A 15,714-nucleotide genomic window follows, 5' to 3' on the forward strand; every position below is an offset into this window, starting at 1 on the left:
AGTATGCGAGGAGGAGAGCACGGGTGCGGCTGCCCCTCCTGGCCCTGCTGGCGCGTGGCCCGGCCCACGGGTACGAGCTCAAGCAGGACCTTGAGCAACTGCTGGGCTCCGCGTACCCTCAGCCCAACGTCGGCCAGATCTATGTCACGCTCGGCCGCCTCGAGAAGTCGGGACTGATCGAGGGCGAGGAAGTCGAGCAGTCGAGCCGGCCCAACAAGAAGATCTACCACCTCACTGACGCCGGGCGCGAGGCGCTGCGCGACTGGTACCAGGAGACGGCGGACGAGCCGCGGGTGCGGGACGAGTTCTTCATGAAACTCGCGCTCGCCCGGACGACCGGCCTGGCCGACCAGATCGCCCTGATCAACAAACAGCGGCGCCAGTATCTGAACACCATGCGCAACCTGTCGAAGCTCGCCGCGGCCGAGAACCGGGACAACCGCATCTCCCATCTGCTGATCGAGGGCGCCATGCTGCATCTGCAGGCCGATCTCGACTGGCTGGAGCGCTGCCAGGAGGAACTGGAGGAGCTGGAGTGAGCCACACCGCTCCTTTGCCGCGTACCGAGGGTCCGGCTCCCTTGCTGCGCGCCGAGGGTCTGGTCAAGACCCACTACGGCGAGGGCGCCCCGGCGCGTGCCGTGCGCGGGGTGGACCTCTCCGTGCGCCAAGGCGAGTTCGTGGCCGTCACCGGCCCGTCCGGCGCCGGCAAGTCGACGTTGCTGCACCTCCTCGGCGGGCTCCAGCGGCCCGACTCCGGCAGCGTCTGGCTGGACGGCGAGTGCACGGACGCGTACAGCGAGGCGCGCTGGGCGGTGGAGCGCCGACGGCGCATCGGCATCGTCTTCCAGTTCTTCAACCTGGTCTCCAATCTGTCGGTCGCCGACAACGTGGAGCTGCCCGCCCTGCTCGCCGGGGTCTCCCCCAAGCAGGCGCGCGCCGAACGCGAGCGGCTGCTGTCCGAGCTGGGCCTGGAGGGCAAGGGGCGCAGCATGCCGGGTGAGCTGTCCGGCGGCGAACAGCAGCGCGTCGCCCTGGCCCGGGCACTGGTCAACCAGCCGTCCCTGCTGCTGGCCGACGAGCCCGCGGGCAGCCTGGACAGCAAGGGCACCCGCGAGGTGATGCGGCTGCTGACCCGCTTCCACCAGCGCGGTCAGACCATCCTGCTGGTCACCCATGACGCACGGCTCGCCAGCGCCGCGGACCGCGTGATCAGCTTCTTCGACGGCCGCATCGCCGACGACGCGGAACTCGACGGCACCCCGTCGCGCACCGCCGGGATATCCGGCGTGCTGGAACTGAGGGACTGAGCGGCGTGGGCGAGTCCAAGAACTGTTCCGTCGTACGCGTGGCTGCCGGCCGTCCGGTCGTACGCGGTGCGAAAAACGCTCGCGTCGTACGCGAGCCTGCCCGCTGTGCCGCCGTACGTGGCTCGAAGACCGCTCCCGCCGTACTCGAACCCGCCCGCTGTCCAGTCGTGCGCGTGCCGGAGAGCGGTCCAGCCGTACATGGTTCGCAGAACGCTCCCGTCCTACGCGCCTCTGCCCGCTGTCCCGTCGTGCGCGAACCGGAGGGCGGTCCCGCCGCTGTACATGGTTCGCAGAACGCTCCCGTCCTGCGCCACCCTGCCCGCTGTCCCGCCATACGCGAACCGGAGGGCGGTCCCGTCGCGCGTGTGTCAGAGAGCGGTCCCGTCGCGCGCGTGCCGGAGAGCGGTCTCGTCGTGCGCGAGCCGAGGGGCTGATCCGGCGTGCGGGCCACTCTGCGCTGGGCGCATGCCGATCTGCGGACGCATCGGGGCGAGGCACTGTTCATCGTGCTCGCCACCGCGGGGATCGTCGCCTCGCTGCTGCTGGCCGCCGCGCTCTTCGGCTATGCGACGAACCCCTGGCAGCGTGTCTTCACGCAGTCGCACGGCGCCCATGTGTGGATCCACACCGGCGCGTCCGCCGACGCCGGGCGGCTCGCGAAGCTGGACGGTGTCGAGTCCGTGGCGGGCCCGTACCGCACCGCCTCCGCCACCGTCGAGTCGCGCGGCACCCGCGCCTCGGTCGAGCTGCGCGGCGCCGTCGAGCCGCCCGCCACCGGTAAGCCGCTGCTCGCCTCCGGTCACTGGCTCGACCCCGCGCGACCCGACGGAGTCGTTCTGGAGGACAGCCTCGCCCAGGCGCTGTGGGCTGAGCCCGGGGACACCCTCACCGTGCCCGGCAGCACGCGCACCCTGACCGTCCTGGGCGTGGCCGACAGCGCCGAGCCCCGCTACAGCCCCGGCGAGCGGTCGGGGCTCGTCTGGGCGCTGCCGTCCGCGGTGCAGAGCGCCGACGGACGCACCGGCCAGGTCATCGGCCTGCGTCTGAGAGATCCCGACGACACGGACTACGCGGTCCAGCGCGCGGTGACGGCACTCGGCTCCGGCGCGGTCACCCAGGTATCGAACTGGCAGCAGGCCCGCGCCGAGGCCCAGGGCGACGACCGGCTGCTGGGGCAGGTGCTGGGCCTGTTCGGCCTCGGCGCACTTCTCGCCGCCGCGCTCGCCGTGCACGGCGCGATCGGCACCCGTATCCGCGGCCACCTGCGCGACATCTCGGTACTGAAGGCGATCGGGTTCACGCCCGGCCAGGTGGTGCGCATCTTCCTGATCCAGCATGTGGCGTTCGCGTCGCTGGGCGCCCTGGCGGCCGCGGCGCTCGCCCAGGCGCTGGGGAGCCGGATCCCAGGCCGCCTCGGAGACGCCGTGGGCGTATGGCAGGGGCTGCCCGGGCACACGGCGGCACTGTTCGCGGTACCGGTGGCCGCGGTGCTCTTCATCGGCGCGACGACCGGAATCGCGGCGTGGCGGGCAGGCCGGGTGCCTCCCGTGCCGGTGCTGCGGGCCGCGGCTCCGCCGGCCGGACGCCTGTCGGGCGTGGCACGCCGGGCGCTGGGACTGCGACTGCCTCCGGCGCTCGTACTGGGCTGGCACCAGGCGTTCCCGCGGCGGCCGCGCTCGCTGGCGACGGTCGCCCGGCTCGCCCTGCCACTGCTGTTGATCGTGGTGGCGCTGAGCGCCTGGACCACCATCGACCGCTTCCACAACAAGCCCGAGCAGATCGGCCTGGCGGCCGCTCTCACGGCACGCGCGGACGACAGCCTGAGCGATCCGGCCGCCCGCGCCCTGCTCGCCCGGAACCCGCAGATCACCGCCGTGCACCCAGGCGCCGAGGTGGCCGCTCTGGTCCCGGGCCAGACGGCCACGATCGCGCTGCGCGGGCTCGGCACACGCGATGACCCGTACCCGTTCACGCTGGCCGAGGGCCGCCCGGCCCGCGGGCCCGACGAGGCGGTGGCCGGGCAGGGGCTGCTCGATCTGCTGGACGTGCGCGTCGGCGACTGGGTACGGATGACCGTCGGCGCGCGCCCGCAGATCCTGCACATCGTCGGCCGCAGCATCGAGCCGGAGAACAGCGGCCGCGTCATTTCCACCTCGCTCGACACCCTCCGCGAGAACGACCCGGAGCTCCGCCCGACCCTCTACCAGCTCCAGCTGCGCCCCGGCGCCGACCCGGGCATGGTCGGCGCCCAGCTGACCACGGCCGGGCACGGACACCTGGACGTGCACGCCGTGACCAACCCGGCCGACGGCCTCTCGCCGCTGCGCGGCGTCGTCGTCGGGCTGATCGCCGTACTCGCCCTCATCGGGCTCATCGAGCTGCTGACCGCGATCGGCGGCACCGTGCGCGAGGGCGAGCGGGATCTGCTGGCGCTCAAGGCCATCGGGCTGTCCCCACGGCAGATCACGGCGGTCACCGTCACGGCCACCGCCTGCACGACCCTGGCCGCCGTCCTCGCCGGTACGGCACTGGGGCTGCCCCTCGCACACTGGCTGATCGACGTCCAGGGAAAGTCGAGCGGGATCGGCGCCGGTATCGCCCGGGGGCCGTCCCTCCTCCTGTTGCTGCTGTTCGGTACGGCCGCTGTGCTGGGCGCCGCCGCCCTCGCCGCGCTCCCCGCGGCCCGCTCGGCCCGACGACGGCTCGCGGACACCCTGAGCGCGGTGGCCTGAGCTCGCTCAGGGCCCGTACGGGTTCTGCCGGTTGTACGGGTTCTGCGGCCACTGCGTGTACGGGGCGCCGTTTCCAGGGGCGTACGGGTTGCCGTTGCCTGGTGCGTACGGCTGGCCCGGCGGCGCGTACGGCTGGCCCGGCGGCGCGTACGGCTGGCCCGGCGGAGGCACGAACCCCGCGTTCGGCGCGTACGCCGGCGTTGTGGGAAGCGGCGGCAGCGTGGCGGGGTGCGCGCCCAGCCGTATCCCGTACCGGCGGCGGAGCCGGTTCATCTCCAGGAAGGCGATCGCCGTGACCGTCACCGGCGCGCCCAGGATGAAGACGATGCCCATCGTGAAGCTGAGCCCATGCAGGTCACCGGTGACCAGGTCGGGAATGGCCATCAGCCATGCCGTCACCATGGCGAGCAGCGGCGGCAGACAGCGGTGCACGGCGGCGGAGCCGAAGAAGTTCCCGGACAACTGCACCGCTCCGTAGGCCAGGAATCCGGTCAGCCAGAGCGCCGCCAGACCGAGCACCGCGAGCATGATGCCCCCGAGCGAGGTCGACAGCTGCCACAAGAACACCGTCGCAACGACCATGCCGATGAAGAGCAGCAGCAGCTTGAGCGAGTTGAAGAGGGGCACGCGCAGCTGGCGGATCCTCCCGGTGCGCCGCCAGACGAAAAGCATCACCCCCACCGTCAGGGGCGTGATGAACAGCAGGACGGCGGCTGCCGTCAGCATGTTCTCCAGGACCTCCGTGAAGTCGAACTTGCCCTGCACGAAGGTGTACACGCCGAACGCCGCGACCGCCCCGGCAATGACACGCACGCGCTTGAGCCGTTCCACTGATGGATCGACCGACGCCGGAATCCACGCTGGGTGGAACACCGCCTGCGCCACGGCCTTGGGCTGCAGAAACGACCTCACCGTCAGGGTGCCGCTCAGCCATCTTCCTTGCGAACCAGCCAACTTCCGCTCCCCCGAGCCCTCGGCACCACGATCGCCGCGGAGTCTACGGGAAGCGGACGGACTCCCGCCGCCCGCTTCCCCGTATGCGGCCTTCCCGTGCGCGCGGCCCTCCTACCGGCCGCGCAGCTCCCGGTACTTGGCGACCAGCGCCTTCGTCGACTCGTCCAGACCCGATACCTCCGCCCCCTCGGTCAGGGCCGGCTCGACGCGCTTGGCGAGCACCTTGCCGAGCTCGACGCCCCACTGGTCGAAGGAGTCGATGTTCCAGATCGCGCCCTGGACGAACACCTTGTGCTCGTAGAGGGCGATCAACTGGCCCAGCACCGACGGGGTCAGCTCACGCGCGAGGATCGTGGTCGTCGGGTGGTTGCCCTTGAACGTCTTGTGCGGCACCAGCTCCTCGGGCACCCCCTCGGACCGCACCTCGTCCGGCGACTTGCCGAAGGCGAGGGCCTGCGTCTGCGCGAAGAAGTTCGCCATCAGCAGGTCGTGCTGGGGGACCAGACCGGGCAGCAGATCGGTGACCGGCTCGGCGAAGCCGATGAAGTCGGCCGGGATCAACTTCGTACCCTGGTGGATGAGTTGGTAGTACGCGTGCTGCCCGTTGGTGCCCGGCGTGCCCCACACGACCGGCCCGGTCTGCCACTCCACCTCGCGCCCGTCGCGGTCCACGTACTTGCCGTTGGACTCCATGTCCAGCTGCTGCAAGTACGCCGTGAACTTGGACAGGTAGTGCGAGTAGGGCAGGACCGCGTGCGACTGGGCATCGAAGAAGTTGCCGTACCAGACGCCCAACAGGCCGAGCAGCAGCGGCACGTTGGCCTCGGCGGGAGCCGTGCGGAAGTGCTCGTCGACGAGAAGGAACCCGTTGAGCATCTCCCGGAAGCGGTCCGGACCGATGGCGATCATCAAGGAGAGACCGATCGCGGAGTCGTACGAGTAGCGCCCGCCGACCCAGTCCCAGAACTCGAACATGTTGGCCGTGTCGATGCCGAAGTCCGCCACCTTCTCGGCGTTCGTCGACAGCGCCACGAAGTGCTTGGCGACGGCCTCCTGACCAGCCTTCAGCTCGGTCAGCAGCCAGTCGCGCGCGGAGGTGGCGTTGGTGATCGTCTCGATCGTGGTGAACGTCTTCGACGCGATGATGAACAGCGTCTCGGCCGCGTCCAGGTCCCGCACGGCCTCGTGCAGGTCGGCACCGTCCACGTTGGACACGAAGCGGACCGTCAGATCGCGGTCGGTGAAGGAGCGCAGCACCTCGTACGCCATCGCCGGGCCGAGGTCGGAGCCGCCGATGCCGACGTTGACGACGTTCTTGATGCGCTTGCCGGTGTGGCCGGTCCACGCGCCGGAGCGGATGCGCTCGGCGAAGTCGGCCATCTTGTCGAGCACCGCGTGCACCCCAGGCACGACGTTCTCGCCGTCGACCTCGATGACTGCGTCCCGCGGGGCGCGCAGGGCGGTGTGCAGCACCGCGCGGTCCTCGGTGACGTTGATCTTCTCGCCGCGGAACATGGCGTCCCGCAGCCCGAAGACGTCGGTCGCCGCGGCCAGCTCGCGCAGCAGCCGCAGCGTCTCGTCGGTGACCAGGTGCTTGGAGTAGTCGACGTGCAGATCGCCGACCTGGAGGGTGTAGCCGGAGCCGCGCCCGGGATCGGCCGCGAACAGGTCCCGCAGATGGGTGTCCCCGAGCTCCTCGCGGTGCTTGGCCAGAGCGGTCCACTCGGGCGTCTGGTTGAGCCTGGTACGGCGTTCTGCGTTCATCTCGGACTTCCGCCTCTTTCCTGCGTGTGCTGCTGCGTACCTTGCCCCGCTGCCGGTCCCAACCTAATTGATCAGGGCTTGACGTGAGCTGTCGTGGCGCCGTCGTCCGGCTCAACAACAGATACGTCCGGCTTGACCGCGGGTATCAGCGAGGTGACGGACAGGACGAAGAACGCGGCCGCGAGCAGCGCCGGCGTGTTCAGCCCCCAGGCCGTGGCCACGGCCCCGCCCAACAGGGCACCGAGGGGCGCCCCGGCGACGGCCAGGGTCCGGAAGGCCGAGCTGATGCGGCCCAGCATGTCGGCGGGGCTGCGTTGCTGCATCAGGGTCATCGTGTTGACGTTCCACACCATGCCCATGAGCCCGAAGACGGCCAGGCTCACCACCAGCGCGATCGGGCTGCGCACCGTGCCCATCACGACGAGCGCGCCGATCTGCGCCGTACCGGCGAGCAGCACGCCGCGTATCCGGCCGAGGCGGGCCACGAGCCGACGGTTGGCCACTCCGCCGATCAGGCTCCCGACCGTGTAGGCGGTCATCGCCGCCGCGTACCCCACGGTGCCCGCGTCCAGCCAGCCCGTCACCAGGAGCACCAGCGTGGCGATGAGGGCGCCCATGCCGATGTTGCACAGCGCCGTGGCGGCGCACAGCCCGCGCAGGGCCCTGTCCTGCCACAGGGCGCGCAGTCCGGCCGCGATCTCGGCGCGCAGGGTGCTGCCGGCCGGTCTCGGTGCGCGCTCGGGCGCGGTCGTCCGCAGCGAGGCGACCAGCGCGGCGCCCACCAGGAAGGTCACCGCATCCGCCGCGAAGGGCACGGCGGCTCCCGCGGCGATCAGGAGGGGCACGACGGGCCCGGCCAGCAGGCCGCCCGCGACGCGCTGTCCGGTCATCAGCCGAGCGTTCGCGCTGCCGAGCGCCTCCCGCTCCACCAGGACGGGCAGCAGGGCCGTCGAGGCGTTGTCGAACAGCGTCTGGAGCGTGGTCAGCGTGGAGGCCAGCGCGATCAGTAGGGCGATCGAGGCGTGTCCGAGGGCCACGGCCGCGGCGAAACCCGCCATGATCAGCGCCCGGACCGCGTCCACGGTCCACATGGCGCGCCGCTGGTCCACCCGGTCGGCGACGGCACCGCCCAGCAGCCCGAAGGCGATCCACGGAAGATAGCCACAGGCCGTGACGGACGCGATGAGCAGCGGGCTGTCGGTGAGCGACGCGGCCAGCAGGGGCAGCGCGGCCGTACGCAGCGCGTCGCCGAAGCTGGAGAGCACGGCGGCACTCCACAGCCGCCCGAATCCCCCACGCCACACGGGCGCCCGTACGCCCACCAGCCCCGTCGCCGCCACAATTCCCCCTCACGGTCCGCCGATTCACAAACCGTAGAGGGCACCACTGACAATCGGCCCCGGAGCAGGGCACGCTGAGCAAATCGCACGGTACGCACGGGCCCGGAGCAGGACACACAGCAATTCGCACCGTACGAACGGCCCCGGCGCAGAGCACGCTCAGCAATACGCACGGTACGAACGGCCCCGGCGCAGAGCACGCTCACCAATACGCACGGTACGAAACAGCTCCGGCCAGGCGCCCGCAGGTGCCCGGCCGGTTTCTCAACTCCTAGATTTCGCCCCGCAGTTTGGCGAGCGCCTCGGCGAGGATCGCCTCGCCGTCCGCGTCGCTGCGCCGCTCCCGCACATACGCGAGGTGCGTCTTGTACGGCTCGGTGCGCGGCGGGTCCGGCGGGTTGTCCCGGTCCTGTCCGGCGGGGAAGCCGCAGCGCGGGCAGTCCCAGGTCTCGGGAACCTGCGCGTCGCTGGCGAAGCTGGGCTGCGTCTCGTGCCCGTTGGAGCACCAGAAGGAGATGCGCAGCCGGGGTGCGGACTCGCCGCGCTCGGCCTCGCCCATCGGCCCCGCCCCGACCCGGCTTCCTCGGATCGCGTTGCCACTTGCCACGGTCGTAACTCCCTGCGTGATGGTGCCGCGAAGCGAGTCGGCGTGACGCTTCGCTGCGAGCGCCTCAGTCTACGTAAGGCCCAACGCGCGTCCAGTGATTGGAGTTACATCCCCACCCCTAGACGCAAGCCCCATGATAGGCCGCGCCTGAGGGCGCGTACCGGACATGGGGCCTTACGTGCGGAATGTGCTTGCGTAATGTGCAGTTGTGCTGCCGTACCGATGTCAGCCGGTGATCAGTTGTTGACCTTCATCAGGATGCCGAGCACGATAATGCACGCGAACCAGAGCAAACCGATCACCACGGTGATGCGGTCGAGGTTGCGCTCGGCGACCGAGGAGCCGCCGACGGACGACTGCATGCCGCCACCGAACATGTCGGAGAGGCCGCCGCCCTTCCCCTTGTGCATCAGCACCAGCAGCATCAGCAGCCCGCTGAAGACGATCAGGGCGATCGAGAACCCCAAAACCACGGCTGAACCAACTTCCTCGGAACTGGATGGACGACGGGGGCCCGGTGGCCACCGCGGCGAAGCCGCACATGGAAACGCACCAGACCCCCGCAAGGGTACGACGGATCGCCGCTAGCGCATACTCGCGGCTTGCCGGTTCGCCTCCGGGACGCTCAAGCCCCTTCGGCTCACGGCTCGGCTCACTGGTCGCGGAACCGGACGATCTTGACGAACTCGTCGGCGTCCAGCGAGGCACCGCCGACCAGCGCGCCGTCGATGTCGGGCTTCGCCATGATCTCGGCGACGTTCCCGGCCTTCACCGAGCCGCCGTACTGGATGCGGACCTGGTCGGCCAGCTCCTGCGTGTACAGCTCGGCGAGCTTGCCGCGGATCGCCGCGCAGACCTCCTGGGCGTCGTCGGAGCCGCAGACCTTGCCGGTGCCGATGGCCCAGACGGGCTCGTACGCGATCACGATCGACTCGGCCTGCTCGGCCGGGAGGTCCTTGAGACCGCCCTCGACCTGCGCGAGCGTGTGCGCGACGTGGTTGCCCGCATCGCGGACCTCCAGCTCCTCGCCGACGCACAGGATCGGAGTCAGGCCGTGCTTGTAGGCGGCCTTGACCTTGGCGTTGATGATCTCGTCGGTCTCGTTGTGGTACTGCCGGCGCTCGGAGTGCCCGATCGCGACGTACGTGCACTTGAGCTTGGCCAGCATCGGGCCGGAGATCTCGCCGGTGTAGGCGCCGGAGTCGTGCGCCGAGACGTCCTGGGCGCCGTACTTGATCTTGAGCTTGTCGCCGTCGACCAGGGTCTGCACGGAGCGCAGGTCGGTGAAGGGCGGCAGGACGGCGACCTCACAGGCCTCGTAGTCCTTGTCGGCCAGGGCGAAGGCGAGCTTCTGGACGTGGGCGATGGCCTCGAGGTGGTTGAGGTTCATCTTCCAGTTGCCCGCCATCAGCGGCGTGCGCGTGCTCATTAAGGTCAGTCCTCCAGTGCGGCGAGGCCGGGGAGCGTCTTGCCCTCGAGGTATTCGAGGGAGGCGCCGCCGCCGGTCGAGATGTGGCCGAATGCCGTCTCGTCGAAGCCCAGGATGCGGACGGCCGCGGCGGAGTCGCCACCGCCGACGACCGTGAAGGCCCGGGAGTCGAGTAGGGCCTGGGCGACCGCCTTGGTGCCCTCGGCGTAGTCCGGGTGCTCGAAGACGCCCATCGGACCGTTCCAGAAGACGGTGGCCGCGTCGGCGAGCTTCGATGCGTACAGCTTGCGGGTCTCAGGACCGATGTCGAGACCCTCCTGGTCGGCCGGGATGGCGTCCGCGGCGACGGTGGTGGGGTTGGCCGGGGCCTTCGTCTTCAGGTCCGGGAACTCCGTGGAGACGAGGACGTCGACGGGAAGGACCAGCTCGACGCCGTTCTTCTCCGCGCGCGCGATGTACTCGGTGACGGCCGGGATCTGGTCCTCCTGGAGGAGGGAGATGCCGACCTCGTAGCCCTTGGCCTTGAGGAAGGTGTACGCCATACCGCCGCCGATGAGCAGACGGTCGGCCTTGCCGAGGAGCTGGTCGATGACGGCGAGCTTGTCGGAGACCTTGGCGCCGCCGAGCGCGACCACGTAGGGGCGCTTGACGTCCTCGGTGAGCTTCTTCAGGACGCCGACCTCGGTGGCGATGAGGTAGCCGGCGTAGTGCGGCAGGCGCGCCGGAAGGTCGTACACGGAGGCGTGCTTGCGGTGCACGGCGCCGAAACCGTCGCCTACGTAGACATCGGCCAGGGCGGCGAGCCGGTCGGCGAACTCGCCGCGCTCGGTGTCGTCCTTGGACGTCTCGCCGGCGTTGAAGCGCAGGTTCTCGATGACCGCGACCTGGCCGGGCTGCAGGCCGTTCACGGCGTCGTGGGCGGCGGGGCCGACCGTGTCCTGGGCGAACGCGACAGGCGCGCCCAGGAGTTCACCGAGGCGCTCGGCGGCGGGCAGCAGGGAGAAGGCCGGGTCCGGGGCGCCCTTGGGGCGGCCCAGGTGCGAGGCGACGACCACCTTGGCGCCCGCTTCGACGAGGGCCTTGACGGTGGGCAGGACGGCGCGGATGCGGCCGTCGTCGGTGATGAGGCCGTCGGCCAGCGGCACGTTCAGGTCGGCGCGGACGAAGACCCGCTTGCCGTCCACGCCTTCGGCGAGAAGTTCGTCGATCGTCTTCATGAGTGGACTCCTAGGAAGCTCTTTTGATCCGAGAGGGCTGATCGATCAGCACGCGACTCAGGGCCCGGACAGCGCGGCGTTGCGCTGCCCGGGCCCTGTGCTCACATCGAGGTGCCTGCTCTGGGACTTAGAGCTGGCCGCCGACGAAGACCGTGAGGTCGACGAGGCGGTTGGAGTAGCCCCACTCGTTGTCGTACCAGCCGAGGATCTTCACCGAGTTGCCCTCCTGGACCATGGTCAGGGAGGAGTCGAAGGTGCAGGAGGCCGGGTCGCCGACGATGTCCGAGGAGACGATCGGGTCCTCGGTGTAGGACAGGTAGCCCTTGAGGTCGCCGTCGTCGGAGGCCTTCTTGAACGCGGCGTTGACCTCGTCCTTGGTGACCTCACGCTGCAGCGTCACGACCAGGTCGGTGGCCGAACCGGTCGGGACCGGGACGCGCATGGCGATGCCGTCCAGCTTGCCCTTGAGCTGCGGGAGGACCAGGGCGGTGGCCTTGGCGGCACCGGTCGTGGTCGGGATGATGTTCTCGGCGGCGGCGCGGGCGCGGCGCAGGTCCGAGTGCGGGAAGTCCAGGATGCGCTGGTCGTTCGTGTACGCGTGGACCGTCGTCATCAGACCCTTGACGATGCCGAAGTTCTCGTCGAGGACCTTGGCCATCGGCGCCACACAGTTGGTGGTGCAGGAGGCGTTGGAGATGACGTGGTGGTTCGCCGGGTCGTACTTGTCCTGGTTGACGCCCATCACGATGGTGATGTCCTCTTCCTTGGCCGGAGCCGAGATGAGGACCTTCTTGGCGCCGCCGGCGATGTGCTTCTCGGCGTCGGCCTTCTTCGTGAAGATGCCGGTCGACTCGATGACGATGTCGACGCCCAGCTCGCCCCACGGGATGTCGGCGGGGTTGCGCTCGGACAGAACCTTGATGGTGTGGCCGTCGACGGTGATCGTGTCGGCGGTGTGCGACACCTCGGCCTTGAGGCGGCCCAGGATGGTGTCGTACTTCAGCAGGTGAGCGGTGGTCGCGGTGTCACCCAGGTCGTTGACAGCCACGATCTCGATGTCTGCACCCTGCTCCAGCAGCGCGCGGAAGTAGTTACGACCGATGCGGCCAAAGCCGTTGATGCCTACGCGGATCGTCACGAACCGATCTCCTCGTTAGGTACGCCGGCTTTCGATGCCGGCGAGTTGTATGGGATGTCCCCGACCGCCTACGACCCTACCTCCCTGAGGCGCCCGGAGTGACATCGAGAGGGCCCATACACGGCAGGGCGGTTCGTACCCACCAGTAGGGGTACGGACCGCCCTCCATGTTCATGTGATCGTCACGCAGAGTCAGCTCCGCAGTGCCGTGACTGCCTTCCCGATGAGTGCCGCGCGGTCGGCCGCCGCGGTGACGTGTTCCAGGCCGAAGCCCAGCAGCACGGTGTCCTCCGTGGTGACCGCTCCGTACGTCTTGAAGAGCTCTCCATAACGCGCCCAGTCCTTGAGGACGGCCGGGCTGCCCGCGGGCGGTCCGGGGACGCTCCAGGCGCCCAGGGAAGCCTCGAAGCCTTCCGTCTGGGTGGCCGTGCCGCCGACGACGAGCGAGGCGTCGTCGGCGAGGACGCCGTGGCCGCCGGTGCTCGGGTCGGTGATGTAACTCAGCGAGACCTCGACCGACTTGCCGGCGTACGCGCTCAGGTCGAAGTTGACCTGCTGCCAGCCGGTGGAGGCGCCCGTGAAGCTGTTCCACGAGCCGCTGGTGCCGGTGTTGGCGCAGCCGGCCGAGCTCACGGTCAGATACCGCTTGAGCCAGGGGTGCTCGCCCACGAGGAATCCGGCCTCGCACTCCGCGGGAACGGCGGTGCTGGTGGCCCCGCCCGCCTCGGGGAGCGTCGTCCAGTCGTCGGCCCCGGTCGTGTGGACTTCGAGGACCGCATGGTCGTAGCCGGGCTCGGTGTCCCACAGGAGCTGGGTGCGCAGCGTCGGCTTGTCGGCCGCACCGACACCGGTGAGATCGATGGTGCGGGTGAGGCGCTTGTAGGCGTCGTCGGTGTGCACCGCCGCGGCCATGGAGGATCCCGCGTAGGGCCCGTACGGGTTGACGGTGCCGGCGAACTGTCCGGCTCCCGCGCTCGACGCGAACTGCGGGTACTGCGCGGCGGACAGCGTGTCCGAGGTGACGCCGTAGGTGCCCGCCGCGTTCAGCGGGTTGCCGGGCGCGTCGCCGAGCGCTCCGGTGGCGCCGGTGAGCTTCCCGGACCCGGCGAAGCCGGTGGCCCCCGGAGTGGACGTACGGGAGTAGGCGCCCAAGTAGTACTGGCTGAAGTCGTTCGACAGGGTGCCGCCGCCGAGATCGACGTTGCCGCCGGCCTGCTCACCCGCCTCGATCAGCTTTCCGCCCTCGTTGAGGAAGGCGCGCAGTTGGAGCTGGGTGGCGTTGCCCGGCCGTACGGCGCCGGTGTAGTGGACGACCGTCTTGAAGTGGTCGAGCACGCCGAGCGCGTCGGGTGCGCCCAGGGTCGCGACGTCCCAGACGAGCGCCTTCTTGCCGTTGGCCTTCAGCGCGTCGACGTACGTCTGCGCCTGTGTGGCGGTCGCGCCCTCCTCTGCGACCACGAGCGTGTCGGCGCGCGGCCGTTCGGCCACCGTGTACGTGAAGTGCGTGCTGGAGGTGGGCTTTCCACTCTTGGTCTCGCCGGTGAACCAGACCTCGACCTTGTCGCCCGGGTCACCGTCCTGGACCTTGGCCCGGTACTCGTCGAAGTAGAGGTTGTCCGTGCCACCGTAGGTCTCGCCGCCGTCCCAGGCCTTGAGCGCCATGTCCTGCGTACGGCCGCCGTTGACCCGGTACTTCAGTTCCTTGTCGCGTACGAATCTGCGTACGACTACGGAGACCTCCTGGTCGGCGCCGCGGGAGTACGACGTCGTGAAGGTGGCCGGGGTGAAGTCGGGCGCGTCGAGACCGACCGAGGAGGACGGCCGGTCGGGGTGGCCCGCGGTCTCGGCGACGGAGAGCGCGAACGGGATGTTCTTCTCGAACTCCTGCTCAATCAGCTTCTCGTCGTCCGGGAAGGTGAAGATCGAGGCGCAGTCGGCCGCGTTCCAGGCGTCGTTCGGGTCGATGTTCGACGCGGTCTGGCAGGTCGACATCTCGGGGGTGAACATCGCCAAGCCGTTGACGTTGCCCGCGTGGCCGTCCGCCTCGCCGTTGGTGGTGTAGAGCTCCGAGGAGACCTGTGGGTGGTAGCCCGGGATCGCGGAGTTCTCCGGCGTACCGGCCAGCGCCTTGTAGAGCACGTCGTCCGGGGTCGGCGTGGCGACCTGCCAGCCCACTCCGTAGAGGAGCAGTTCGGCGGCGGAGTGGTAGTTGATGCCGTACGTGAAGCCGATGCGCTTCTCGAAGGCGTCGAGGGCCTTGGTCTCGGGCTCGGAACTGGGGCTCGCGCCGCGGTAGGTCTGACTGGTGGGATTGGGCGACGAACCCTCGTCGTCGTAGCCCCACTTGTAGGCGAAGTTGCGGTTGAGGTCGACGCCGTCGCCGGTGGTGATGACGCCATCGCCGTTCACGTCCCGCAGGTTCTTGCGCCACTGGCGGGTTTCCGTGCCCTTGAACGTGTAGTCGTAGCCGTCCGGATTGGCCGACAGGACGAACCACAGCTCGGTGGAGTCGACAATCTTCTTGATGCGCTTGTTCGTCGCGTAGTTGTCCACGTAGTAGTGCATCAGACGCCGCGTCATCTCGGGCGTGATCCACTCGCGCGCGTGCTGGTTGGACAGGTACAGCACCGACGGCTTGGCGCCGTCCTTGATCCTCTTGGCGCCCTTGGTCAGCTTGAGCGCCAGGATGTCCTGGCCGTTGATGGTCTTGCCGATGGAGACGACCTTGGTCAGGTCGGGGTGCTCCTGGCCGGTCTTGAGGATTTCCTCCTGGAGGTTGCCCTTTCCGCTGTACGGGCGGAACACGCCCTGGGCCGCGTCCTCGACGCGGTCCTCGGCCTTGGCGGAGAGCGTGTGCTCGGTGAGCTCCACGCCCTGCTTCTCCAGCTTCTTGGCCTGCTGGTCGGTGAGGTAGACCTCGACCGTGGTCGTGCCCTTCTCCGGCGCCTGTTCGCCGAGTTCGTGACCGTCCTGGCCGGCCGCGAGCAGCAGGGGTATCTGCTGCTTCGTGACCTCGGCGCGGAACACCTTCACGGCGTTCGCGTCGGGCTTGGGTGAACTGCCGCTCTGCGCCTGGGCGATGGGCGCCATGCCCGCACCGCCCAGCAGGAGCGCGCCGGTAGCGAGGATCGCTCTCGCTCTTCGTCTCATGAGCCCCCCTTGCACTGGTCCGCCACAGCAGCGAACAGATGCCAGGCTCATGACACTTCATGGTCAAGTCAAGG

At 69.6% G+C, this 15,714-nt stretch carries 12 protein-coding genes; 3 read left to right on the plus strand and 9 right to left on the minus strand.

The window, feature by feature from the left end; genetic code table 11:
* Window positions 1-23 precede the first annotated feature (23 nt).
* From ACFY0T_RS32985 to ACFY0T_RS32995, 3 genes are all read left to right on the plus strand, one after another.
* Window positions 24-539: a PadR family transcriptional regulator gene (locus tag ACFY0T_RS32985; RefSeq protein WP_388878763.1), complete on the plus strand. Its 516-nt coding sequence runs from the start codon at window positions 24-26 to the stop codon at window positions 537-539.
* Window positions 536-1,309 carry an ABC transporter ATP-binding protein gene (locus tag ACFY0T_RS32990; protein WP_388878766.1) on the plus strand — a complete coding sequence of 258 codons (774 nt, stop codon included), beginning with the start codon at window positions 536-538 and terminating at the stop codon, window positions 1,307-1,309. The genes ACFY0T_RS32985 and ACFY0T_RS32990 overlap by 4 nt, the downstream gene beginning before the upstream one ends.
* 440 nt (window positions 1,310-1,749) lie before the next feature.
* Window positions 1,750-4,041, plus strand: a complete 2,292-nt coding sequence (locus tag ACFY0T_RS32995; RefSeq protein ID WP_388878768.1) for an ABC transporter permease — start codon at window positions 1,750-1,752, stop codon at window positions 4,039-4,041.
* Window positions 4,042-4,047: 6 nt separating this feature from the next.
* On the opposite strand, the gene ACFY0T_RS33000 is transcribed toward ACFY0T_RS32995, so the two are convergent.
* The 9 genes from ACFY0T_RS33000 to ACFY0T_RS33040 all read right to left on the minus strand — a co-directional run bounded on the left by ACFY0T_RS33000 (window position 4,048) and on the right by ACFY0T_RS33040 (window position 15,640).
* Entirely contained in the window at window positions 4,048-4,995 is a 948-nt protein-coding gene (locus tag ACFY0T_RS33000) for a hypothetical protein (RefSeq protein ID WP_388878770.1), read from the minus strand.
* Window positions 4,996-5,106: 111 nt separating this feature from the next.
* On the minus strand, window positions 5,107-6,759 hold the full coding sequence (gene pgi, locus ACFY0T_RS33005; protein WP_388878773.1) for a glucose-6-phosphate isomerase: 1,653 nt from the start codon (window positions 6,757-6,759) through the stop codon (window positions 5,107-5,109).
* A gap of 71 nt (window positions 6,760-6,830) precedes the next feature.
* Entirely contained in the window at window positions 6,831-8,099 is a 1,269-nt protein-coding gene (locus ACFY0T_RS33010; protein ID WP_388878775.1) for an MFS transporter, read from the minus strand.
* Window positions 8,100-8,370: 271 nt separating this feature from the next.
* A complete protein-coding gene (locus ACFY0T_RS33015) occupies window positions 8,371-8,706 on the minus strand; it encodes an RNA polymerase-binding protein RbpA (protein ID WP_003976875.1) in 336 nt (111 codons plus the stop codon).
* Window positions 8,707-8,942: 236 nt separating this feature from the next.
* Complete coding sequence (secG, locus tag ACFY0T_RS33020; protein WP_388878869.1) at window positions 8,943-9,173, minus strand: preprotein translocase subunit SecG; 231 nt, start codon at window positions 9,171-9,173, stop codon at window positions 8,943-8,945.
* A 185-nt stretch (window positions 9,174-9,358) separates the two neighbouring features.
* Window positions 9,359-10,135, minus strand: a complete 777-nt coding sequence (gene tpiA, locus ACFY0T_RS33025) for a triose-phosphate isomerase (protein WP_388878778.1) — start codon at window positions 10,133-10,135, stop codon at window positions 9,359-9,361.
* 5 nt (window positions 10,136-10,140) lie between these two features.
* Window positions 10,141-11,352 carry a phosphoglycerate kinase gene (locus ACFY0T_RS33030; RefSeq protein ID WP_388878780.1) on the minus strand — a complete coding sequence of 404 codons (1,212 nt, stop codon included), beginning with the start codon at window positions 11,350-11,352 and terminating at the stop codon, window positions 10,141-10,143.
* A gap of 127 nt (window positions 11,353-11,479) precedes the next feature.
* Complete coding sequence (gene gap, locus ACFY0T_RS33035; RefSeq protein WP_388878782.1) at window positions 11,480-12,490, minus strand: type I glyceraldehyde-3-phosphate dehydrogenase; 1,011 nt, start codon at window positions 12,488-12,490, stop codon at window positions 11,480-11,482.
* 192 nt (window positions 12,491-12,682) lie between these two features.
* A complete protein-coding gene (locus tag ACFY0T_RS33040; protein ID WP_388878785.1) occupies window positions 12,683-15,640 on the minus strand; it encodes a M14 family zinc carboxypeptidase in 2,958 nt (985 codons plus the stop codon).
* Window positions 15,641-15,714: the final 74 nt, after the last annotated feature.

The organism is Streptomyces sp. NPDC001530 (assembly GCF_042894545.1).
Lineage (GTDB): Bacteria > Actinomycetota > Actinomycetes > Streptomycetales > Streptomycetaceae > Streptomyces.